General features: G+C 32.9%; 21 protein-coding genes. 10 read left to right on the top strand and 11 right to left on the bottom strand.

Translation table 11 applies throughout. The features are described 5' to 3' along the window. The first annotated feature begins 60 nt into the window (after positions 1-60). Complete coding sequence (locus tag ACZZZI_RS16485) at positions 61-858, top strand: murein L,D-transpeptidase catalytic domain family protein (protein ID WP_463490062.1); 798 nt, start codon at positions 61-63, stop codon at positions 856-858. Here the strand turns inward: ACZZZI_RS16485 and ACZZZI_RS16480 are convergent. After that, positions 855-1295 (bottom strand): hypothetical protein, encoded by a 441-nt coding sequence (locus tag ACZZZI_RS16480; protein WP_463490061.1) that lies wholly within the window; start codon positions 1293-1295, stop codon positions 855-857. The genes ACZZZI_RS16485 and ACZZZI_RS16480 overlap by 4 nt on opposite strands. Before the next feature lie 190 nt (positions 1296-1485). On the opposite strand from ACZZZI_RS16480, the gene topB reads away from it, so the two are divergent. After that, the gene (gene topB, locus ACZZZI_RS16475) at positions 1486-3336 is read left to right on the top strand and encodes a DNA topoisomerase III (protein ID WP_316760546.1); all 1851 of its coding nucleotides are present in this window, start codon (positions 1486-1488) and stop codon (positions 3334-3336) included. Here topB and ACZZZI_RS16470 read toward each other — a convergent pair. The 7 genes from ACZZZI_RS16470 to ACZZZI_RS16440 form a co-directional block, all read right to left on the bottom strand. Beyond that, positions 3333-3707 carry a response regulator gene (locus ACZZZI_RS16470; protein WP_316760550.1) on the bottom strand — a complete coding sequence of 125 codons (375 nt, stop codon included), beginning with the start codon at positions 3705-3707 and terminating at the stop codon, positions 3333-3335. The two genes, topB and ACZZZI_RS16470, sit on opposite strands and share 4 nt — an antisense overlap. Before the next feature lie 170 nt (positions 3708-3877). Next, positions 3878-5785 carry an AAA domain-containing protein gene (locus tag ACZZZI_RS16465; RefSeq protein ID WP_463490060.1) on the bottom strand — a complete coding sequence of 636 codons (1908 nt, stop codon included), beginning with the start codon at positions 5783-5785 and terminating at the stop codon, positions 3878-3880. Positions 5786-5817: 32 nt separating this feature from the next. Beyond that, complete coding sequence (locus ACZZZI_RS16460) at positions 5818-6201, bottom strand: DUF3037 domain-containing protein (RefSeq protein WP_424057649.1); 384 nt, start codon at positions 6199-6201, stop codon at positions 5818-5820. Next, complete coding sequence (locus ACZZZI_RS16455; RefSeq protein ID WP_424057650.1) at positions 6179-6970, bottom strand: HipA family kinase; 792 nt, start codon at positions 6968-6970, stop codon at positions 6179-6181. The genes ACZZZI_RS16460 and ACZZZI_RS16455 overlap by 23 nt, the downstream gene beginning before the upstream one ends. Positions 6971-7051: 81 nt before the next feature. Next, on the bottom strand, positions 7052-7243 hold the full coding sequence (locus tag ACZZZI_RS16450; protein ID WP_316760557.1) for a hypothetical protein: 192 nt from the start codon (positions 7241-7243) through the stop codon (positions 7052-7054). A gap of 217 nt (positions 7244-7460) precedes the next feature. After that, entirely contained in the window at positions 7461-7979 is a 519-nt protein-coding gene (idi, locus tag ACZZZI_RS16445) for an isopentenyl-diphosphate Delta-isomerase (protein WP_463490059.1), read from the bottom strand. A 46-nt stretch (positions 7980-8025) separates the two neighbouring features. Further along, positions 8026-8862, bottom strand: coding sequence for a phytoene/squalene synthase family protein (locus ACZZZI_RS16440; RefSeq protein ID WP_463490057.1), 837 nt, complete (start codon positions 8860-8862; stop codon positions 8026-8028). Positions 8863-9273: 411 nt separating this feature from the next. Here ACZZZI_RS16440 and ACZZZI_RS16435 point away from each other — a divergent pair, with 411 nt between their 5' ends. The 3 genes from ACZZZI_RS16435 to ACZZZI_RS16425 all read left to right on the top strand — a co-directional run bounded on the left by ACZZZI_RS16435 (position 9274) and on the right by ACZZZI_RS16425 (position 11994). After that, positions 9274-10017, top strand: a complete 744-nt coding sequence (locus ACZZZI_RS16435) for a LytR/AlgR family response regulator transcription factor (protein ID WP_463490055.1) — start codon at positions 9274-9276, stop codon at positions 10015-10017. Positions 10018-10041: 24 nt separating this feature from the next. Next, positions 10042-11154, top strand: coding sequence for a sensor histidine kinase (locus ACZZZI_RS16430; RefSeq protein WP_463490053.1), 1113 nt, complete (start codon positions 10042-10044; stop codon positions 11152-11154). A gap of 96 nt (positions 11155-11250) precedes the next feature. Continuing rightward, positions 11251-11994, top strand: a complete 744-nt coding sequence (locus ACZZZI_RS16425) for a LytR/AlgR family response regulator transcription factor (RefSeq protein ID WP_463490051.1) — start codon at positions 11251-11253, stop codon at positions 11992-11994. Positions 11995-12040: 46 nt separating this feature from the next. Here the strand turns inward: ACZZZI_RS16425 and ACZZZI_RS16420 are convergent, their stop codons facing one another. Beyond that, positions 12041-14749 (bottom strand): PQQ-dependent sugar dehydrogenase, encoded by a 2709-nt coding sequence (locus tag ACZZZI_RS16420; RefSeq protein WP_463490049.1) that lies wholly within the window; start codon positions 14747-14749, stop codon positions 12041-12043. Between the two features lie 203 nt (positions 14750-14952). Here ACZZZI_RS16420 and ACZZZI_RS16415 point away from each other — a divergent pair, with 203 nt between their 5' ends. From ACZZZI_RS16415 to ACZZZI_RS16400, 4 genes are all read left to right on the top strand, one after another. Next, positions 14953-15303, top strand: a complete 351-nt coding sequence (locus tag ACZZZI_RS16415; RefSeq protein WP_463490047.1) for a single stranded DNA-binding domain-containing protein — start codon at positions 14953-14955, stop codon at positions 15301-15303. 408 nt (positions 15304-15711) lie between these two features. Beyond that, positions 15712-16809: a Gfo/Idh/MocA family protein gene (locus ACZZZI_RS16410; RefSeq protein ID WP_463490045.1), complete on the top strand. Its 1098-nt coding sequence runs from the start codon at positions 15712-15714 to the stop codon at positions 16807-16809. Positions 16810-16843: 34 nt separating this feature from the next. Continuing rightward, on the top strand, positions 16844-17506 hold the full coding sequence (locus ACZZZI_RS16405; protein ID WP_463490043.1) for a phosphatase PAP2 family protein: 663 nt from the start codon (positions 16844-16846) through the stop codon (positions 17504-17506). A 367-nt stretch (positions 17507-17873) separates the two neighbouring features. Then, positions 17874-18692, top strand: a complete 819-nt coding sequence (locus tag ACZZZI_RS16400) for a S1/P1 nuclease (RefSeq protein WP_463490041.1) — start codon at positions 17874-17876, stop codon at positions 18690-18692. A 246-nt stretch (positions 18693-18938) separates the two neighbouring features. On the opposite strand, the gene ACZZZI_RS16395 is transcribed toward ACZZZI_RS16400, so the two are convergent. Both ACZZZI_RS16395 and ACZZZI_RS16390 read right to left on the bottom strand, forming a co-directional pair. Beyond that, positions 18939-19121, bottom strand: coding sequence for a hypothetical protein (locus tag ACZZZI_RS16395; RefSeq protein ID WP_463490039.1), 183 nt, complete (start codon positions 19119-19121; stop codon positions 18939-18941). 357 nt (positions 19122-19478) lie between these two features. After that, complete coding sequence (locus ACZZZI_RS16390) at positions 19479-20357, bottom strand: polyphosphate kinase 2 family protein (protein ID WP_463490037.1); 879 nt, start codon at positions 20355-20357, stop codon at positions 19479-19481. 144 nt (positions 20358-20501) lie between these two features. Here ACZZZI_RS16390 and ACZZZI_RS16385 point away from each other — a divergent pair, with 144 nt between their 5' ends. Continuing rightward, positions 20502-22943: a transglycosylase domain-containing protein gene (locus ACZZZI_RS16385; RefSeq protein WP_463490035.1), complete on the top strand. Its 2442-nt coding sequence runs from the start codon at positions 20502-20504 to the stop codon at positions 22941-22943. Positions 22944-23020 lie beyond the last annotated feature (77 nt).

The following is a 23020-nucleotide window of genomic DNA, read 5'->3' as shown; positions in this document are numbered from 1 at the left end:
TACAATAACACTCGTAATTAAGCGTATAAGTAGTTCATTATCAAACACAAATATCCCTGAATGAGTAAAAACATAATGGGCATTGTTATGACCGTTTTATTAGGTATTAGCATTGTCGGAACAAGTTGGAAAGCGGTGGAGTCTCCACAAAAGGAACAAACAAACAGTAAAGAAGAGATCAAAAGTTTATCGACCGATAGCTTGTACAACGATTACATTTCTAATCTTTATCACAAGGTTCACTTAGATTCTGCTGGGTTAAATATTAATGTATTTGAAAAAGCATTAACTGGGTTCTACAATTTTAAATCGTCTGGTTTACTGCATAATAAATCTATCTTAACCATTGCAGATTTCGATCAGGAGAGCTGTAAAAAGCGTCTTTATATTATTGATTTGGATAAGAAAGAACTTGTATTAAATACTTGGGTTGCACACGGACAAAACAGCGGCGGCGATAAACCTTCTTACTTTTCGAATGCGGTGAGTTCTAATACCAGCAGTATTGGTTTTTATATCACTGGCGAAATCTATTCTGGGAAACATGGCCGTTCTTTAAAGCTTGATGGAATGGATTATGGCTTTAATAATAATGCAAGAGAACGTGCAATTGTAGTTCATGGCGCAGATTATGTTTCCCAGGCAAGTATTAATCAATTAGGAAGATTGGGAAGAAGCCAAGGTTGCCCAGCCGTATCTTCAAAATTAGCCAACAAGGTAATCAATACAATATCAGATAAAACAGTTTTATTTATTAATAGCTCAAGTCAAAATTATACCTCTCAATATTTAAATGAAACCTTGGCCGCAAATGCAGCATTAGAGCAAGAAGAAGTTTTAACTGCAAATATGACCTAACGCTTAAGATCTTTAAAGCTGATATTTTTGGGTAAAAACCAAGATATCGGCTTTTTAAAATTAGACAGAAAATCCCAAACCCAACGGTTGCTGTCCAGTTTCCATTCTCCACAATCGATTATTTCAGCACGTTCAATACCTTTCAAAACAATATCTTGTATCCATTTAATTTTAGTATTTCGATGAATGAGTAAACCGAAATAATCGCAATAAACATGAGCCCATATTTCTACCATTAATGATTGATCAGTGATTTTTAAAGGCTTACCAAATTCAGTATTATAATCTGTTTTTATAAGCCTGATGAGTTTTATTGTCTGCGATACAACATCAATATCCAGGTAAACCCACAAGTCTTTATCGCTTTTTAAACGGATAATCCCTTCCAATACACTAACCTTAATGCTACAGTTATCTAATTTGTAAATTTTATTCATTATTGATATTGAATAGATTAGACACTTCAAAATCAAAATTGTTATCATCTTTTTGATTTATAATTGATTATCAGATATTTTCGTTTAAAACCATTTTCCAAATCCATTCTAAGCAATATTGTGAGTAAAATTTTAAGTCCTACACGGATATTTTTAATCATCTTTGGGGTTTAAAAAACTGAACTTATTAATGAAGATTGTAATTGCAGAGAAACCATCTGTTGGTCGCGAGCTTGCCAAAGTTTTCGGCGCTACCACCAGAAAAGACGGATACATTGAAGGTAAAGGTTATTCTTTTACGTGGGCATTCGGGCATTTACTGCAATTAGCTCCACCTCAGGATTATGGTTTCATTGGTTGGCGAAAACAGCATTTACCAATGCTGCCTGCAAAATTTAAACTGGCAGTTAGAAAAATCAAAACCAAAGATGGATTTGTAGAAGATCCTGCGGTTAGAAAGCAATTAGATACAATTAAAAAACTTTTTGACGATGCAACTGAAATTATTGTTGCAACGGATGCTGGACGAGAGGGTGAATTAATTTTTAGGTACATTTATTACTATTTAAAGTGTAAAAAACCTTTTAAAAGACTTTGGATTTCTTCGCAAACTGATGAAGCAATTAAAGATGGTTTTAGAAATTTAAAACCTGGTACAGATTATGATACACTATTTAATTCTGCTCATTGTCGCTCAGAATCTGATTGGTTAGTTGGCATGAATGCCACACAGGCATTAAGTATATCGGCAGGAAATAGAACTGTACTTTCGTTAGGAAGAGTACAAACTCCTACCCTTGCAATGATTTGTGCTCGCTTTTTAGAAATTAAAAACTTCGTTCCGCAAACCTATTTTCAAATTAGTATTCAGCTTACTAAAGATGAGCAAACTTTTAAAGCCATATCTATTAGTAATTATAAAGATAAAACTGAGGTAGAAGCTATTTTCAATTTGGTAGAAGATGTGGCTTCTGGTTTTCCAATTGGTGGAAATATTACAGCTGTTGAAGCTAAGCCTAGAAAAGAACCACCTCCACTTTTGCACGATTTAAGTTCTTTACAGCAAGAAGCAAATAAGAAAAAAGGTTATACAGCCGATCAAACATTAAATATATTACAGAACCTTTACGAGAGTAAACTGGTATCCTATCCGCGTACAGGTAGCCGATATATTGGTGATGATGTTTTCGCTGGTGTACCGGCACTTATTGATAAATTTGTTAATCACCCAGATTTTGGTAAGCAGGCACAGTTTTTACAAACAATTTCGTTAAATAAACGAAGCGTAAATGCCAAAAAAGTTACCGATCACCATGCTGTTTTGCCAACTGGAGAAGAAGCATACGGATTAAGTCCTGATAAACAAGCCGTTTACGACATGGTTGTTGGAAGAATGGTTGAGGCATTCCATCAAGAATGTTTAAAGGAAATAACTAAAATCACGATACAATCGGGTACAACTTTTCTGGCTAACGGAACAGTTATTCGTTCAGCTGGATGGCGTTCTGTTTTTAACGAAACTGAAGACGATAAAAAGGATGAAGACAATGCAGCATTACCAAAAGTTGCCGTTGGCGAACAATTACCAATTGTAGAAAAAAGCTTGTTAGAAAAGCAAACCAAACCTAAAGCCATGTACAACGAAGCTTCTTTATTAAAAGCGCTGGAAACTTCGGGTAAAGAGATAGAAGATGAAGAGCTTCGCTATGCGATGAAAGATAGTGGTTTAGGAACTCCAGCAACAAGAGCATCGATTATAGAAACCTTAATTACCAGAGAATATATAACCAGAGAGAAACGCAATCTTGTACCTACAAATAAAGGTTTAGCAGTTTATGAAGTAGTAAAGGACAAGCAAATTGCGCAAGCCGAACTAACAGGACAATGGGAAAAACGCTTAGAAGAAATTCGTACTGGGGCTTCTGTTAAAGATTTCAAATCAGAAATTACAGAATACACTAGAACAATTACAAACGAATTATTAATTGCAGGCGCAACAATATCGGGTAAGTTAGAAGAAAAAAAAGCAGAAAAAGTTTAAAGTTTAGTATCGATTAACTCTTTAGTAAATTTGTTCATGTGCTCGTCTTTTTGAATGAAACCGATTGCTCCAGCAGCCAAATAATCTGCTTCCAAAGTTGCTTTATCATTTCCTGTAAACATTACAATTTTTATATCGGGATGCTCTTCTTTAATCTCTACAACAGTTTGAGGGCTGCTATCACCATTAGGCATATTGATATCAAGTAAAAGCAAATCGAATTTTTCTGTTCTTAGCAAACTGTAAGTTTCTTCTAGATTCTTCGTTTGCATAACCTGAGCATTAACCAGATATTTAAGAAAAAAACCTCGCATAACCAATCGCATTAATTCGTTATCATCGGCTATTAAAATTTTAAGATTTTCTTTCATTTACAAATGATGTTGCACGTTTAATTAAAAAAATAACAATCATCACAAGAAAAGTCTACTCCAGCAAAATTCTATTTTACTATCGTTTTCCAAAATATGGTTACACTAAAATGGGATGATACTCAAATGTAATTATTTTATTTGTTTAGCATAAAAAAAATAAGATTGTCCTAAAGAAATTCCCATGCACTATGGTAAGCATTTAACCCCTCTGCATACTTCATAAAATCGTTATAAAATAAAGATCTCGATAAGGTAGCCCCATCTCCTACTACAACAAGCTTTTTTCTTGCTCTTGTCATAGCTACATTCATTCGTCTGGTATCAGATAAGAAACCTATTGCCCCTTCAGTATTACTCCTTGTTAAACTTATGTAAACTATGTCTCTTTCTTGTCCTTGAAAACTATCAATGGTATTAACCGAAATTTTATCATCATGCGCCATTAAAAGAGGATTCGATTGCGTTAGCTCTTTCAATAACTGAACCTGTTGTTTGTAAGGAGATATAACAGCTATACTTGGAAATTTATTTTCAAAGTTTTGATTTCCGAGCGATTCAATAAACTCGGTTAAGTGATTAAGCATGAAAGTTGCTTCTTCAGGATTTGTAGTACTTGTACCATCAGCCTTTTCTTCAAAACCGCAGCCAGCTGTATCTATAAACATTAAAGGCTCATCATTTGGAAACAATAAATGATTTGCTACCGAAGAATTAGCCATTAACCGATCTTCATAAAAAACCTTTGAAGAGTAACCCATTATTTGTGTATTCATACGGTATTGCTCATTCAATAGTACGACCGACTCTGGATGTAGAATGACAGATTTCTCGAGCAAAGTAGTGCTTAGTCCGCTTTTAGCAGCTTCATTCGATTTTATAGTTGGCGAAAGCTGAAAATGATCTCCAGCAAAAATTACTTTTTCGGCTTTTAAAATCGGAATCCAACAGGCAGGCTCTAGCGCTTGTCCAGCTTCGTCGATAACAACAGTATTATATTTTAAATTTTTAACGGTATAATGATTTGAACCGACAAGTGTCGCCGTAATAATCTGCGCATTATTAAATAGATTATCCATTATATACTGTTCAGAATTTTCTATTTCTCGTCCAATTTTATGTGCTTCATCAAACAACGCCTTTCGTTGATCTCTTTCGGCTTTTCCAAAACTTCGTTTGTATTTATGAGCCATGTTTTTGTACTCATTTGCTTGCTTTTTTAGCGCTTTAATAGACTTCATTTCTGGATGTTCAGCCATTTTATAATCAAGCGTTGCATGAACTAACTTTTCAGAAACTCTAGCAGGATTACCAACACGTATAACATTTAAACCTTCTTCTGATAACTTTTCAGTTAACAAATCTACAGCTGTATTACTTGGTGCAACAACCAGTATTTTTTGGTTATCTTGTTTACTGAGTGCTTTTATTGCCTGTACTAAAGTTGTGGTTTTTCCTGTTCCAGGCGGACCATGCACAATTGCTAATTGATTTGCTGAAAGAATCTTATTTACAGCTTCTTGTTGCGATATATTAAGTTTTGGAGAAGAATAATAACCTGAATCAACCTTAAAATCAGGCTGTTGCCCATCAGTTAAAATCCGTATTAATTTATTTTTGGCATCATCATCACAAAATGTTGTCGCTTGTTTTAAAGCATTATTCATTTCATCGTAACTGTTATTATCAAATAATAAATCAACTCCGAGTTTTCCATCCCTAGTCCAATCTGGAAGTTCATCTAAACGCAAACTAATTTTCATTTTATTGCGATTAAGGTGTGTAATTACACCGTCTATCCGATCCGCTTTTGGGTCGTGATTAGAAAATAGAACAACGGTAGAACCAAAGCGAAATTGCTGCGATAAATCTTGATGAGTAGTTCTCTCAACTTCGACCGTTATGTAATCTCCACGTCCGATTTCGGTATTACGAATAGCAATTGGATACCAAGTTAAACCTAAATTTCGCCTATCGGCAGCAGAAGTGTTTTCGGTTAATTTTAAGAAAGTTTGATGATCGGCTTTACGTTCTACATCAAGCAAATCGATCAGTTTTTTGAAATAATCTTTAGACAAAGAGTAAGGATAAAAATGTAATTATTATGTATTTATAATACCAATTGTTCTTGAAGGTTGATAAGGGTTTCTTCAGCATCGACACAAAAGCCTGGATGCACTTTGGAACATTGAACAACTGTACTTCTTGTTGCTGTTAACCAACGAAAACGAGAAGCCATATCATATTGACCAATTGTTCCAGATCCTTTAGCTCCTGCACTAATGCGCTCAAAAGCTACTAAATTTTCCTCAATTTCTTCGATATCTAAACTCTTGGAAAATGCTTTTAATCTACTGTAATCGATAGTAAAAATTGCTTTTAAAAATTTTTGTTTTGCGCAGTATAAGATAATTCCAATGTTTAGAAATTCTTCGCGTTCTACCCTAGGCATTACACGAATTACAGCATACTCAAATAAGTGTTTCTCTTGCATGCTGTGCTTCTTTTAAAAAGATTTCTGAATGTGCTAAGCGGGTTTCCAAAAATTTAGCATAAGCTTCGCGATGTTTATCTTTGGTTTCGAATATATTTTCGCCTTCTAACCATTCGTCTGGAATTAATGAAACAATGGCTTGAATATGTTCTGGTTTTAAAATAGCTCGAAATTCGGAATCGACAATTCCCAGGTCATTAGCCCAAAGTAATAAAACATGGTCTTTAATTAATACAAAGGGACGTTTTGCCTGCTCTTCCCAATTTTGCCACGAATGATGAAAATATAATGAAGCGCCATGATCTATTAACCACAATTCTTTATGCCAGATAAGCATATTGGTGTTACGACAAGTCCTATCCATGTTGGTTAGTAAGCAATCTAACCAAACAATTTGAGATGCAAGCTTTGAATCAACCTTTGTTACAGTTGGATCAAAAGTTATTGCTCCAGATAAGTAATGAAGAGCTAAGTTAAGACCAACACTTGCTTTAAGCAAATCCTGTATTTCTTCATCGGGCTCAGTTCGGCCAAAAGCCTCATCCAAATTGGCAAAAACTAATTCGGGCACGCGAAAACCTAAAACCCTCGCTATTTCACCGCCAATCAACTCGGCAATTAATGCTCTGGGGCCTTGACCAGCGCCACGGAATTTTAATACATATAGAAAACCATCATCAGCCTCGGCTATGGCGGGCATAGAGCCACCTTCCCGTAATGGCGTAACATACCTGGTTACATTAACTGTTCTCAGTTGAATATTGTTCATAATTTATATCGTCAAATTTAGAAGAAATCTGCCATATAAATCACAATAAAGGTTTAGATATAAATTACAACTGCTAACCGTCTATTCGTAAGTATGAAGAAAGTGCATTCCTTCAGGCGTTATCGAAGAGGACCACTGAACAGCCTCGCGGTTTATCCTAACATAACCTAAAGTCTCAAGTTCTTCATATTGCTCTTCCATTCCACCGAGAATAGACGAACTAACTTGTTGATCAATAATCTCAAGTAAAGATTTAATTTCTGCTCTTTCCATTGTAAAATAGTTTTAAGTGAAACGTTTGAAATTATAAAAAGTTTAATTTTTAGAAAGTTTCAAAGAGCTTAGAAAACGAACTAGGAACTATGAAAATCAAAAAAAAGTAAAAGTTTTCAAAAAAAATTCGGTTTTATCAGAACTAAATATATCTTTGCCCTTGAGAGCGTTAATTTAGATGCGGGTATACGACGAAAGTTGTATGCCCGTTTTTTGTTTAAGGCACTTTTACAGCCTCTATAACCCTTTCAAGGCATATTTTTAACCAAGGAGTATATTGTTCGGGTTTATCAATTATGTTAAGTCTTAATTTTTCTAAATCAACATATTTATACGCTTCTACCTCTTCTGTATTTATTTTTGGTAATTCATCCGATAATCCAAAAAAGACATGATCAAGCTCATGCTCAATTAAACCATCGCTAAACTCAGCCATATAGGTAAAGTGGAATCCATAACTTAAATCACAATTCATTCCCATCTCTTCGTAAAGCCTTCTTTTCGCAGCGTCTATATTTTCTTCGCCCCAGCGAGGATGACTGCAACAAGTATTTGTCCACAAGCCACCAGAATGATATTTGCTTTTAGCTCTTTGTTGTAGAAGCAATTCGTTTTTCGAATTAAAAATAAAAACAGAAAATGCTCGGTGCAACAAACCTTTCTCGTGCGCTTCAATTTTTTCCATTAGTCCTGTAGGTAAATCGGTATTATCTACAAGTATTACTTGTTCAATCATTTAATTTTCAAAAAATAGGGATGCTTAATAATTATAAATATAAAATTTATATGGCATTAAATTTATGTCTAATCATACAATCGAACATTAAACCAACTTTCCTGCCATTCGAAATGCGTATTCTTTCGTTCATTATGCGTTCGGCGGTTAGGCCTTTTATTTTACCGAACAACTTTTTATAATAAATGTATGATAGATAAACGCCGTTTCGGGAAGATGCATGTAACATTTTGATACCAATTAAAGCTTCTTCAAACTCTTTTTCTATTTCAATTTCAATTGCTCTTTTTTGATTATCGCAGAAAAGAGCAAGATTAATGTTCGGAAAATAACTCCTGTTTAAAGATTGATGATCGGCTTTTAAATCTCTCAAAAAGTTAACCTTCTGAAATGCAGAGCCTAATTTCATTGCATAAGGTTTCAATTGTTCGTATTCCGTTAAATCGCCATTTGTAAATACCTTTAAACACATTAAGCCAACAACTTCTGCAGAACCTAAAATGTATTTATCGTATAACTCTGGAGTGTATTCTTTTTCAATTAAATCCATCTCCATGCTACTTAAAAACAAGGTAATTAATTGATGATCTATATTGTATTCATTTACAACCTTTTGGAAAGAGTTCAGTATTGGATTTAAGCTAATCCCCGCTTCTATTGCCTCAAAAGTATCGTGTTTAAATTTATTTAGTAGATAATCTTTTTTAAAGGAATGAAAGCTATCTACAATTTCATCAGCCAAACGAACAAAACTATATATAGAATAAATTGGCGAACGAATTTTTTTATTTAAGAAATATATTCCAAACGAAAAGCTTGTACTGTAGCGCTTTGTTGTTAGTTTACTGCAATCTGCAGATAATTTGTCGAATATTTCTTTCATAAAAACAGGCAAATTTTACTATCGAATTCTCTAAAACTTTATTCGATTTATATTTTCTTTTGGATGGCATTTCACAAAAATGTTTATATCCATTGCAAATATCATCTTTCTTATACGTTTAACCAATCTAACTAAAATTGAATTTTATAATAATTTGTAATTAAAAAAACTTCAAGCTCAGATATTAAAACGAAAATAGTAGTATAAAGTTTCCATATAAATATTAAAACCCTTGTGTTTTTAACGCGATTTCAATTTATTTAATTAGATAGGCCCTCGTTTAAAAAAACACAAAACTACACGAACAAACACAAAACCATTACGAAGTGAGTAAAAACCGTGACAAAAACATTTTTTTTTCTAAATTAGAACTGTTGACTTAATTTGCATTCGTTTTAGCCGTTGCCATATATGAGATTGAAGTGTATTGTTATTGATGATGAAAACCATGCGGTTAATGCAATAAAATCATACATAGATACGCTCAAAAACCTTGATCTTATAAAGATTTATACAGACCCGTTACAAGCATTAACAGAAATAGGGACTGGCCCTGATGTTGACATTATATTTATGGATGTTGATATGCCAATGATTTCTGGAATCGAGCTTTCGAAGGCAGTTAAACACAAAACTTCGAAACTTGTCTTTACAACTTCACACAGTAAATATGCTTACGAAGCCTTCGAAATAAATGCAAGCGCTTATTTGTTAAAGCCTTACACATTTGCTCGTTTTGCAGAAACAATTAATAGACTTTTTCCGCAGATCGTTCATACGACTACTTCAATAGATATTCAAAAAGAAGAAAACCATTTCTTTATCAGAAATAAGAATGATAACAACAACCTTATAAAGGTGCGGTACAATGCTATTGTTGCGGTAGAAAGCTTACAAAATTATGTTAGGATTTACACGCTCGATGAAACCATAGTTTCATATATTGGATTATCCGAAATTAAAGATGTTTTAAAGGAACACCCGAATTTTGTTCAGGTACATCGTTCGTTTATTATATCCAAAAACCATATTGAAAAAGTTGATGGAAACTCTTTGAAAATGTCGAACCAACTTATTGTAAATCTGGGTAATAATTACCGTGATGAAGTTTTAACTTATATCAAAGACAAAACGATTAAAACAGGTCGTTCTTAATCTAAACAAAACTCTCTCTAGGTAATGATAAAAGCAGTAGTTAAAATCTTTAAGCATAATAATATTTTTTTAAATTGGATAATTACTTATAAATATAGTTTTATTGGTTGGGCAGCATTCTTGTTTTATGAGATTGTAATAGTTGGTTTGTACACGGGCAAACTTGCTAATCCAGGCACTTATATTTTTCACTACCTATTAAATATTTCTATCTTTTATTTTCATGCTTTAATTGTTTTAAAGTATGGATTAAAATATCCTAAGCAAATAATCTGGAGAATTCCTGTGCTTTTATTCTTAGAGGTAGCAGCATATTTATGTGTTACTTATATTACTTATGCTTTAATAAACAAGTACACACATATAATAAGCTCAAAAGATCCAGTATTAAATACTAACTTCTATATCGGCGGAACATTCAGAGCAGTTTATTTCATTATCTTTAGTACTGGATATTACTTTCTCATCACGTTTATTAAAGAAAGAAAGAAAACAGAACTGCTCGAGCAACAAAGGTTAAACAATATCATTCAACTGGCAAAATCAGAAAATGCATTTTTAAGAGCCCAAACCCAACCTCATTTACTTTTTAATACATTGGATTTCATTTATCATAACGCAAAAGAAAATTCTCCCGTTGCCGCAGAAACCATTATTGCACTTTCATCAATGATGAGGTATACTGTAGATAGCAAGCATGAGGAAGAATTTGTTAATTTACGAAATGAAATAGAGCAAGTAGAAACTTTCATCAACCTGCATCAATTAATAAACAATCATAGTTTACAAATTCAGCTCGACTATGAAGATGAAGTTAGAAATGAAAAAATAATACCAATGGTACTTATTACTTTGGTTGAAAATATTTTTAAACATGGCGAATTAAAAGACCGATCTAATCCTGCTTTTATTAAAGTTGTTGCCGATAAAGAAAATCTTTTAATAGAAACCAAAAATATTGCTAAGAATAAAAATTTTGAAGTAAAAAGAATTGGCACTGGGATAGATAACATAAGAAAAAGGCTAGATTATACTTATGGAGGTAAAGCCGATTTTAAACACTATTTTAATGATAATGAACACTTTAATATTAAAATTACGATAAAAAGACAAAATATTTTAAAAGATAATGCCTAAATTAGCTTTAGTTTTACTCTTTGATAAGGATAGACTGGCATAAAATCTTTAAAAGCAAAATTTTAAATTATAAATCTCAAAACCCTATAAAAATATATGCCGATTAATTGTATTGCGATTGATGATGACCCGAATTCTTTAGAAAACCTTAATTCTTACTTAAATACAGTACCAGATTTACAGTTAGTTAAAAGTTTTACAGATCCATTAAAAGCCCTTACTGATATCTCTGTATCGGAGAAAGTTGATATTATTTTTATGGATATCGAGATGCCAACCCTTTCGGGTATTGAGTTGGCTGCCTTATTAAGAAAAAAGACCAAGCATTTAATATTTACAACCGCTCACCCTCGTTATGCTATCGAAGCATTTGGCGTAGAAGCTGATGCTTACTTATTGAAACCATATTCGATGATTCATTTTACGGAAACGATTAGTAATCTTTATCCGAATGAAAGAAACGAAACTAAAGAATTAAAAGATGATTTCTTCTTTATTCCAATGCAAAATGATTCAAATGAATTTATTAAAATTGAATTTAGCGACCTGATTTCGTTAGAACAAATTAACGAAATGGTATGCCTAAGAACGGTTAAACAAAATTACATGAGTTTTAAATTAAACTTTAGTAAAATATTAAATATCGTAAGGGAAAACCCAGCTTTTATTCAAGTAAGTTCATCTGCAATTATTTCTAAATTACATATAAAGAGTTTTTTGGGCGATCAGATTGTTCTTGCTGGTGGCACTTCTATATCTCTTGCTAATAAATATAAACATTCCTTTATATCGTTTATACGAGAGAATTTATCAAAAAATAGATTGGTGGAAGATAATTAATGTAAAAGGCTTTGGTAAAACACCAAAGCCTTTTTTGATTTATTTGCTATTTCGATTCTACACTTACAGCCTTTAAAGAGATAGTTGCTTTATTCGTGTTTTTAATGGCTTTAAAAACAATATATACATCATGAAATTTAATATCGGTTATACCTTCAATTGGAATATTTAGCTTGCTTAAATTAGATTTACCTAGTATCATTCCATCTTGTTGGTCTAATCTTATTTCTACATCATAACCTGCATCTATAGGTTGGCTGGAAACCACTAAATTTATTGCACTAATGCCTGTTAAATCAATTAATGATAATTTTATCCATCCATTATTTTGAGTTAAGTTAAACAACTCGTTTTCATCACGATTAAATCCGTAGAAATCTTTTATATCGCTTAAATGTATTATGTTACTTTTTAAATTATAGGTGTTTGTAGTTGTTAAGGATTTTAAGCCTCTTGCCCCCATATCGGTATAAGAAGCCTTTATCGTTAAAACTGATTTGTTCTTGCTTATAGTTTCAGGTGGTGTAATTTTACCAATAGTAGGAAGTGATACAATATTTGTTTCTTTGGCCGATAAACTCATTACCCACTCTACAATTTGTTTCACTTCTGTTTCTTTCATGGCTGTATGCGCAGGCATTGGTACCTCTCCCCAAACTCCACTACTTCCTTTTATTACTTTCGATGCTAAATAATCTACAGCTTTTGGCTCTTTCTGATATTTAGCAGAAATCTTATCAAATGCTGGTCCAATGGAAACTCCTGATATTTTATGGCAAGTACTACAATCTGATTTCGCCATTAATGATTTACCAATTAAAGTTTGTGCCGCCTGTTGGTGCCCTAATTGCGTTCCTGCTAAATCGGTTCCTTCTGTATATGAATTTGAAATATAAATTCTTTCTTTATTAACCACTGCACCTTTATCGGCAACTAAAACCTGATAATTAACAGGCTTACCAGGAAAATAAAATGACTTATTACCTGTTAATAATATATCGACTTTTGGATGTTCATTTCCTGCAAAAACAGAAATAACCTTACTTTTTACCGAAGCTTTTTCTTTATCGAAAACTTGAACACTAATCGGATATTCGCCCGCTTTAGTAAAAGTATGCTGCAATTCAGGAACATTAGTTGTTTTTTTTAACCCATTACCAAGGTTCCATACATAAGTTAATGGTCCTCCATCAGCATCTTTAGCCTTAACCTTTGCAATTAATTTATAAGGCAATAATCCACTGGGCTTTTCTATAATTAAGCTAGAAACCAACGGTGGTCTATTGCCTTTTAAATAATCAATTCTGGCAATTCCCGCATCTGGATTTTTTGAGAACCAACCTTTTCCATATTCTAAAATGTAAATTTTGCCATCTGGACCTAATTCCATATCAATTGGTGCTGCAAAATCTAAATTAGCCATTATAGGTTCCATGCTTAAATAATCGCCATTTGGAGCCATCGTAACTGCTTTTACCCAACCTCTTACCCATTCATAAATAATAAGTTTACCATTATAATATGCAGGATAGGGAGAAGCTTCAGGTTTATTATACAAAACAGGTCCAGTCATTGCTGTTCGTCCACCTGAACCGACCTGCGGAAATTCTTTAGATTCGCCATAAGGATACCAAATAAATGCAGCTTGAGCAGCTGGAACAGTTGTTAAACCAGTATTGTTTGGCGAATTATTTGTAGCGCCATTGGCATCGAAAGCAGGTCCATTAGTTCCATTGCTAAAATCATACGCCTTGTAAGGATAATTATTGCCAATAAAATATGGCCAACCGAAATTTCCCGCTTTTCTTGCTTGGTTAACCTCATCGTATCCTTTCGGCCCTCTTAATTCATCATCATTAGTTGCATCAGGGCCAACTTCTCCCCAATAAAGAAATCCTGTTTTCTGGTCTACTGATATTCTGTAAGGATTTCTATTTCCCATTACAAAAATTTCAGGCCTTGTTTTTGCCTCGCCATTAGCAAATAAATTACCTTTCGGAATACTATAAGTGCCGTCTTCGTTTAACTTAATTCGAAGAATTTTCCCTCTTAAATCGTTTGTATTACCAGCCGAACGCCTTGAATCATATTGCTGCAATCCTGGCCTGTTATCTAATGGAGCGTAACCTTTGTTAACAAATTGCTGTTTTGGTACATCGAAAGGCGTCGAGTTATCGCCTGTTGAGATATAAAGTAAACCCTCAGGACCAAAAGCGAGTGAGCCACCAGTGTGACAACAAATTTCTCGTTGAGAATAAAATTCTAAAATTACCTTTTCAGATGTCATGCTAAGCATATCGTTAACCATTTTAAATCGTGATAAACGATTTACCGATTTTCCGATAGGACTATAAAAAAGATAAACGTATTGATTGGACGCATATTTCGGATCGATTGTTAACCCCAACAAGCCTTCTTCTGCATTTACATCAGAAAGCCCTGTTTTAAAGTAAACATCGAGTTTAGCAACTTGAGAAAGCTTTTTTGTTTGATTTTTATAAAGCATCAACTCACCTCTCCTTTGAGCAACTAAAATATCGAGATTAGGTAAAACTGCCATTTCAGTTGGTTCGGTAAACTGCCCCTGCACTAAATTAACTTTTACAAACCTATCCTGATCAGGCGTATCAATTTTAATTTCTTTTTGCTTTTGATGGATTAAAGTTTTGCTGTTAAATGTATTATTGATTAATGTGGTTGCCAGAAATATGGTAAATGCAATTCCCGAGAGTAAGATTGAAGAAGATGTTTTCATGTATATGGCTAGAAAATTATTATTTCATAAATATACCCGAATGTTTTAAAAAGCATAAACGAGAATATTAAAATATGGTAATATTATTGTTCGAAAGCGGTTATATAATCTATATTTTAAAACTAATTTTCCATTTTATAAAATCTGTAGATTATCTTTGTCATAGAAATTGCTTTACGGCTGTTTCTATTAAATCTTCCCCCATGAGAAAATTATTTTTTTTTGCTGCTTTCCTTTTAACAAGCTTTTTAGCTAAAAGCCAAACCTTAATATTAGCCAAAGATGCATCGCAGTATATTGGAAAAACTGTAACCGTTTGCGATTCTGTTTATGGTACTAAAGCTTTAGATAAACTGACTTTAATTAATATTGGTGGCGCTTATCCAAAAGAACTTTTAACTGTAGTAGTTAATAAAGAAGATATTAGTAAATTTTCTTCTGAGCCAGCAAGTATGTTTCTTGGAAATAAGATTTGCATAACAGGAATCGTTAGCGAGTTTAAAGGGAAATTTCAAATTGTAGTAACAGAACCAAAGCAAATTCTAGTTAAATAGAGTCGATTTATTATGAAAATTCAAACCCCTCCTTTTTATAAGGAAGGGTAAAATGATGAGCGTAATAGATGTAAGATTGAGTTATTAATTTATATTTAGTTATTTATACCTTTTTAAAGCGCTTTAGCAGCCGACAAGGAGGTAGCCCTGCCGACTGTTTGAGCTTAGATTTCCTATAATCTTTTCAAATGTTGTAAATCAAAATAGTTCCTCCTAATTCGTTATACAGAAAGTCTAAAATCCTTTATGAAAGGGTTAAATTCCTTGATAAAGATTTAACAACGATTCAATACAATCTCTTATTATATGTTTTCTCAAAAACTGTAATATTTATATGTAAATAAAATTCTATTTACATTAATTTTCTACCTTGTTAAACTCTTTAACCAATATATAAATCGATTAACTATGATTAATAGATATACATTAAAATTAGTATTTACACTAGCGATAACATTGTTATCTATTTCTAAGGCTCAAGCAAAGCTTAATGTGGCGGTAGCAGGTTTAAATCATGATCATATTTATCTGATTATGAACAGTTTTCAAAAAGGCGAAGTTAATATTATCGGAATAGCAGAAAATAATCAAGAACTAGTAGAACGTTTTAAAAAGCGTTATAACCTTGCCGATAGTATTTTCTTTAAAGATTTACCTACCCTATTACAAAAACGGAAACCTGATGCGGTTTTGGCATATAATGCAATTAGCGATCACTTAGCTGTGGTGGAAGCTGCAGCTCCTCTAGGTATTTCTGTAATGGTAGAAAAACCTTTAGCTATGACCGTTAAACAAGCAGAAAGGATGGTGCAATTAGCGAAACAACACAATATACACTTACTAACTAACTACGAAACTACCTGGTATCCAAGTAATCAGGAAGCTTTTTTAAATATTAAACAGCAAAACTTAATTGGCGAGATCAGAAAAATGATTGTTCATGATGGTCATCAGGGACCCAAGGAAATTGGTGTAAGTAAAGAATTTTTAAACTGGTTAACAGATCCTAAAAAAAATGGCGCAGGTGCATTGGTAGATTTTGGCTGCTATGGAGCCAATTTAATGACTTGGTTAATGGATGGTAAAGCTCCAATATCAGTTTCTGCAATTACCCATCAAATAAAGCCTGAAATTTATCCAAATGTAGACGATGATGCTACAATTTTGCTAGAATACCCTAATGCCACTGGAATAATTGAAGCCTCGTGGAATTGGCCTTTTAGTATTAAAGACATGGAGGTCTTTGGTAAAACAGGTTATATTCAAGCTATTAACGAGCATAATTTGCGGTTAAGAGATAACAAAAAATCCGAATACAAAATTTATAATGCAAAATTACTTGCTCCTGCTTACTCGAGTAGCTTAGGTTATTTGGCAGCTGTTTTAAAAGGAGAAATCAAAACCATAAACGATTTATCGTCATTAGAAAATAACTTAATTGTTGTTAAAATTTTGGAAGCAGCAAAGATTTCTGCCAGAACTGGCAAAAAAGTTATGATAAAATAAATTTTATAAATTTGTTCAAATCACTTAATTAAAAATGTCTAAAAAACCGAGGATTTTAATTTTACTATTATTTATACTGATCATCAGTTTTACTTTATTAAGCGCTTTCATAGCAAAAAATCATATTTTCCCCTTCGATATAGAGGTATCATTGGCAGTTCAAAAATACCAGGATAAATGGTTAGATAAACTAATGCTGGCTATTAGTTTCTTTGGAGAATTACCCTGGTCGCTACTTTCAGTTTTAGTTGTTGCATCTATATTCTATTTTAATAAATACAAAAGAGAAGGTTTTTTTATATCAACAACTTTGTTCTCGGGCTTAATAATTCTTGGAATTAAAAATGTTATTAACAGACCTCGTCCAACTAGTTTTTATGTTCGTTTGGTAGAAGTTAACAGGTTTCAAAGTTATCCTAGCGGCCATGTTTTATCTTACGTTTTATTTTTCGGTTTTCTTATTGTGCTTATGCAAAATTTAAAAACCATTGCGTTAGTTTGGCGAAATTTAATTACTGGTATTTCAGCTTTTCTCATTATAACAATAGCTCCATCAAGAATATATCTTGGTGCTCATTGGTTTACTGATACTTTAGGTGGTTTCTTGCTAGGTTTAATCTGTTTATTTCCCCTTTGTTATTTCTATTTTAAAAAGACTGGGAATATAGATGAGCTGCCCACCAATAAAAACAAGTAAAAATTTCTCTCTAACTATAGGTTTTTCTTCAGAAGGAATTGGGAAAAAGGGTTTTCTAAAACGCATAACCATTTTATTATTACCTAAATTTACAATTCAAAATATAAATTTACAATACCAAATTAAGTGTATTTTAATAGATTCTAACAAACTTAGAACTGTAATTTTTGCCATCAAAACACCACCAAAAATATAAGAGTTGCTGAAGAGTTTGAAAAATATTCGAATATTTTAAAAGTAGTTTCAAATTTATAACCATCCAATTTTTACAGAATTAATCAATTAATTATTCTTAGTAACGGCTTGATGACAATATTTAAAATATCGTTTAAGAAAATACCTTTGTCAAATATTTTAAAAAATCAATATGAAATTTCACTACCCCTTCGCCTTACTTATTATTGCAATTAGTTTAATTTTAATTTCCTGGGGATATACTGGTCATCGAACCATTGGTCAAATAACTGAAAGCTACTTATCTTCTAACTCAAAAGCGGCAGTAAAAGATTTACTAGGTGATGAAAGTTTAGCAGATGCTGCCACCTGGGCAGATGAAGCAAGAAAATTTCCAGAATTAAAAGAAACAGCAAATTGGCATTTTCTAAATTTACCCTTAGGTTTAAATTTTAAAGAGTTTAAAAACATGGTTGATACCATGAAACAGGCAAATGTATATAGTGCATTGATTAAAGCCCAGGAAACACTGAAGCAAAAGGATACACCTAAAAAGGAGAAAATTAATGCCTTAAAATTTGTACTTCATTTTGTAGGCGACATGCATCAACCTATGCATATTTCTCGTGCTGAAGATAAAGGTGGAAATACGATCCAATTAAATTACGAAGGCAAAGGAACTAATCTACATAGTTTAATAGATACCAAATTATTAGAACACCAGGGATTGAAATATGATAGTCTTGCAATTAAGTTTAACAATATACCTAAACGCAAAATCAGAAAATGGCAAAAAGCACCAATTATAAAGTGGGCATGGGAAAGCTATCAAATTAGTTCTAAACTTTATGCCGAAGTTGATGAAATGAAATCGCGAACAATTGGCGAAGAATATTACAACAAACATATAGGAATGGTAGAAGAAAGGATTCAACAAGCCTCGGTGCGTTTGGCAGGGCTGTTAAATGAAATCTACAAAGATGGTTATGTATCTGAAACTTCAGGTAATTAGAGAATCAAAAGTCACTTTTCAAATCAACGAATAGTTATTAACAGTTTTCAACAGGTGTTTATAAATATTTTAGGTTAAAAACCTTTCAATGCATAACTTGTTATAGTTAAATAAATCACTTGAAAATAAGTCCTGTGAGCGGGGTATCCGCGAAGGGCAGGCACACCATAACAACAAAATAAACTTGAACCAAAAAAAGAAAAACCCGCATAATAGCGGGTTTTTCTTTTATACTAATTTAGTACTTTATCTAATGATGAAGACAATTCCATCATTTTTTAATTTATAGAAATATTGCCTTTGTCCTTTACTACAAACAATTTGTACTCTTTCTACCTCTCCAGTTTTCCCACGATAAACCTTGATTTGATCACCTTCGCGAATACGATCTAACTCATGAGCTGGCGTATTTTGATTTACTTCTTTCATGATAATTTATAATGATGGTAATTATCAAAGTTGATATGCAAATAATTAATTTGGGCAGCTAACGTTATGCTAGAGAAAAAAAATTGCAGGTTATCCTATAACCTGCAATCCTCTAAATTAATCATTGCTTTCAATCCTGATAAGCTATGTATGATTAACGGCAAAGTAGGCAAATTGTTAAAAAATTAGGCCGTATGAATAAACTGAATAGATTTAGTATCGCAACAATGAACAAAAACACAGATTTTTATGCCGAAGTTGTGAATCACTTTGTGAGTTGTAATTTATATGCTTTAGAGAAATAAGCGTTTTTTTATTTCAATATCCCACAAAGAACACAATTAAAGCAAACAAATGTTATTCAGCCAATAAAACATTTTTTGTTTCGAGCAGCTTACCTTGTTCAGTTTCATCTAAAACTGGAAACTTGATATTCAGGCTTTTTAATTTATCCTCGATAATTTCGCTAATAGCTAAACGGGCAAACCATTTTTTATCTGCAGGAATAATATGCCATGGTGAATCAGATGTAGCCGTTTCGTTGATAGCATCTTCATAGGCTTTCATATAATCATCCCACAAAGCCCTTTCTTTAATATCGCCAGATGAAAATTTCCAGTTTTTTGTTGGGTCTTCTATCCGCTCTAAAAATCTTTGTTTTTGCTCATCTCTACCTACATTTAAGAAAAATTTTAAAATCACAGTTCCGTTAGCAGTTAAATGCTCTTCAAAATTTCGAATACTTTGATAACGTTGTTTCCAAAAATCTTTATTTACTTTTTTTACATCGCTAAAACCAGGAATGTTTTCGCTTAAAATATATTGAGGATGAACTTTACAAACCAAAACGTTTTCATAATGTGAACGATTGTGAATGCCTATTCTGCCCCTTTCTGGCAATGCTTTATAATGTCTCCACAAAAAATCGTGTTCATACTCTTCAGATGTTGGAACTTTAAAACTAAAAACCTGACATCCCTGAGGATTTAATCCACTCATTACATGTGCTATAGCGCTATCTTTTCCAGCTGCATCCATTGCCTGAAAAATTATTAGTAAAGAATGTGTACCAGATGCATAGAGCTTTTCATGTAAATGATTGATTTCAATTTTAGATTTCACTAAAGCATCTTTAGCTTTTTCCTTGTTGTAATCTCCTGTATAATCGGTTTTGGTATTTTTAATTGAAAACTTTTTATCTCCTTGTACAATTAGGCTTTTAAATTCGTTCTTCATATCTATGCGTTATAATGTTGAAATTTCTAAAATCAATAATTTAAATATAGAACTAAAAAATAAGTAAATTAAATACGTTAATTTGCATTTAGAGTTTTTTATATTTAACGCCAAAGCTTTTTCCAAATACATCATCTTAACCTTATGTTTAAAGAGATAAAAAACAAGTACTTACGTTATTCTGCAATTGGTATTTTTTTCATAATTATATTTTTCTCTGCACTTCAAATTAACTTTTTGTGGTTATTTGGCTACTCACCTAGCTATCATGATATTAAAATCCCAACTCTTCGTGTAGGCTCTGAGTTATATACTGCTGATGGAAAATTGATTGGCAGGTATTTTAAAGAAAACAGAACACCTGTTAATTACAACGAAATTGCGCCAAGCGTTTTAAATGCTTTAATTGCTACTGAGGATGTTCGTTTCCGTAAGCACTGGGGAATTGATATACAAGCTGTTGGGCGTGCTGTTATAGGCTTTGGTAAAGATGGAGGAGCCAGTACAATAACACAACAATTGGCGAAAAACCTATATCGTACGCGTTACAATAAATCGCAAGGCTTATTATCGAAAATACCTTTGGTTAGAACCATTGTTTTTAAACTAAAGGAATGGATGACCGCTGTAAAGTTAGAATCGAATTATCCGAAAAATGATATTATTACGATGTACTTAAATACAGTTTCTTTCGGAAATAATACGTACGGAATTAAAACTGCCAGTCGCATTTATTTTGATAAAGAAGCTAAAGATTTATCTACTACCGATGCTGCATTGCTTGTTGGAATGCTAAAAGGTACATCTTTATATAACCCAACTAAAAATCCTGAAAGAGCTTTAGTACGAAGAAATACGGTTTTAAGCCAAATGAATAAGTATAACTATTTAAGTAAAGATAGTCTTACACTCTTATCAAAAGAACCGATTAAACTTAAGGAAGGTAAAATGGAAGATGGAAGTGATGGCGATTCTTATTTAAGAGCTGCTGTTGCAAAATATCTGGAAAAATGGTGTAAGGATAATGGATATGATTTATATGAAGATGGTTTAAAAATATATACAACCATCGATTCTAAGCTTCAAAAATATGCTGAAGAAGCTGTACAAGATCAAATGAAAACTTTACAACGCAGATTTTACAGCGTTTGGGGAAATGAAGATCCTTGGTATGATTCTGAAAAGAAAAAAGTTGATTACCCTGATCGTGCAATGAAAAATTTGCCAATATATGGCTTGCTTCAAAAGAAATTCCCGAATGCGCCAGATTCGGTTACAGCTTACTTCAATAAGAAGAAAAAGATGCAGATATTTTCTTATAAAGGAGATAGAGATACCATGTTTTCGACCCTAGATTCTATTCGTTATTACGGAAAAATAATGAATACAGGCATGATGACTATGGAGCCTGCAAGTGGAAAAATTAAAGTTTGGGTTGGCGGTATCGATCATAAGTTTTTTAAATATGATCACGTAAATCAAGCAAAAAGACAAGCTGGATCTACGTTTAAACCGTTTGCATACCTAACCGCTTTAGAACAAGGAATGAGTCCTTGCGATAAATTTACGGATAAGCCCGTTAAAATTCCTTATCAGGATAAAGGCGAAACGAAATATTGGGAACCTAAAAATGCTGATTACAGTGTAACCTATCGGGAGATGAGTTTGCGTTGGGCGATGGCAAAATCGGTAAACACCATTACTGCTCAGGTTACCGAAAAGGTTGGTTGGGATAATGTAGTTAAATGGGCAAAAGAATGTGGCATAGATAGTCACTTAGAGTCTGTTCCTTCTGTGAGTTTAGGTTCAAATGATGTAAGTGTTTACGAAATGGTAAAAGCGTACGGTACTTTTTTAAATAAGGGCGTAAAAACAGATCCTATTTTAGTCGAAAAAATTACCGATCAGGATAATAATTTAATTGATGATTTTAAGCCAAAAACTAAAAGAGTTTTAACGGAGGAAATTGCCTGGTTAATGTTATATATGTTCCGCGGTGGTATGGAAGAACCTGGCGGTACCTCTCAGGCTTTATGGGAATGGGATTTATGGAAAAAGAATAATCAAATTGGCGGAAAAACAGGAACTTCATCAGATTATGTAGATGCCTGGTATATGGGAATTACCAAAGATTTGGTAACTGGTGTTTGGGTTGGTTGTGATGAGCGTACTGCTCACTTTAAAAACGGAGAACAAGGAGAAGGCTCGAGAACTGCATTACCAATTTTTGCGAAGTTTATGGAAAAGGTTTATCATGACCCTACATCTGGCTACACTTACGGACCATTTCCAAAAGCAACTGTTGATATTACAAGAACAATTAACTGCCCTAGTCCTCGTATTGTACAGGATACAACCTCTACAGATAGTGCTACAGTAGATTCTACAACTGTTGCAGAACCTGAAAACCCTGAAACTGCTGTTCCTGCTACAACAGAACCTGAAGTTAAAAAAGAAGAGAAAAAGCCCGAACCTACACCTATTCAACCTGCTGCTGTTGTTCCGTTAACTAAAAAGGAAGAACGCGAATTAAAAAGAAAACAAAGACAGGAAGAACGCGAGAAAAAGAAAAATGGCAATAACTAATGCGCATTCATTATCTTAAAAAGTGTTAAAATAAAAATAGTAATTTAAACAATTGCTATTTTTATTTCCGAATATCT

Source organism: Pedobacter sp. AC190 (assembly GCF_979258025.1).
The sequence above is the reverse complement of the archived record's forward strand: the minus strand, read 5'-3'. Positions and strand labels throughout refer to the sequence as shown.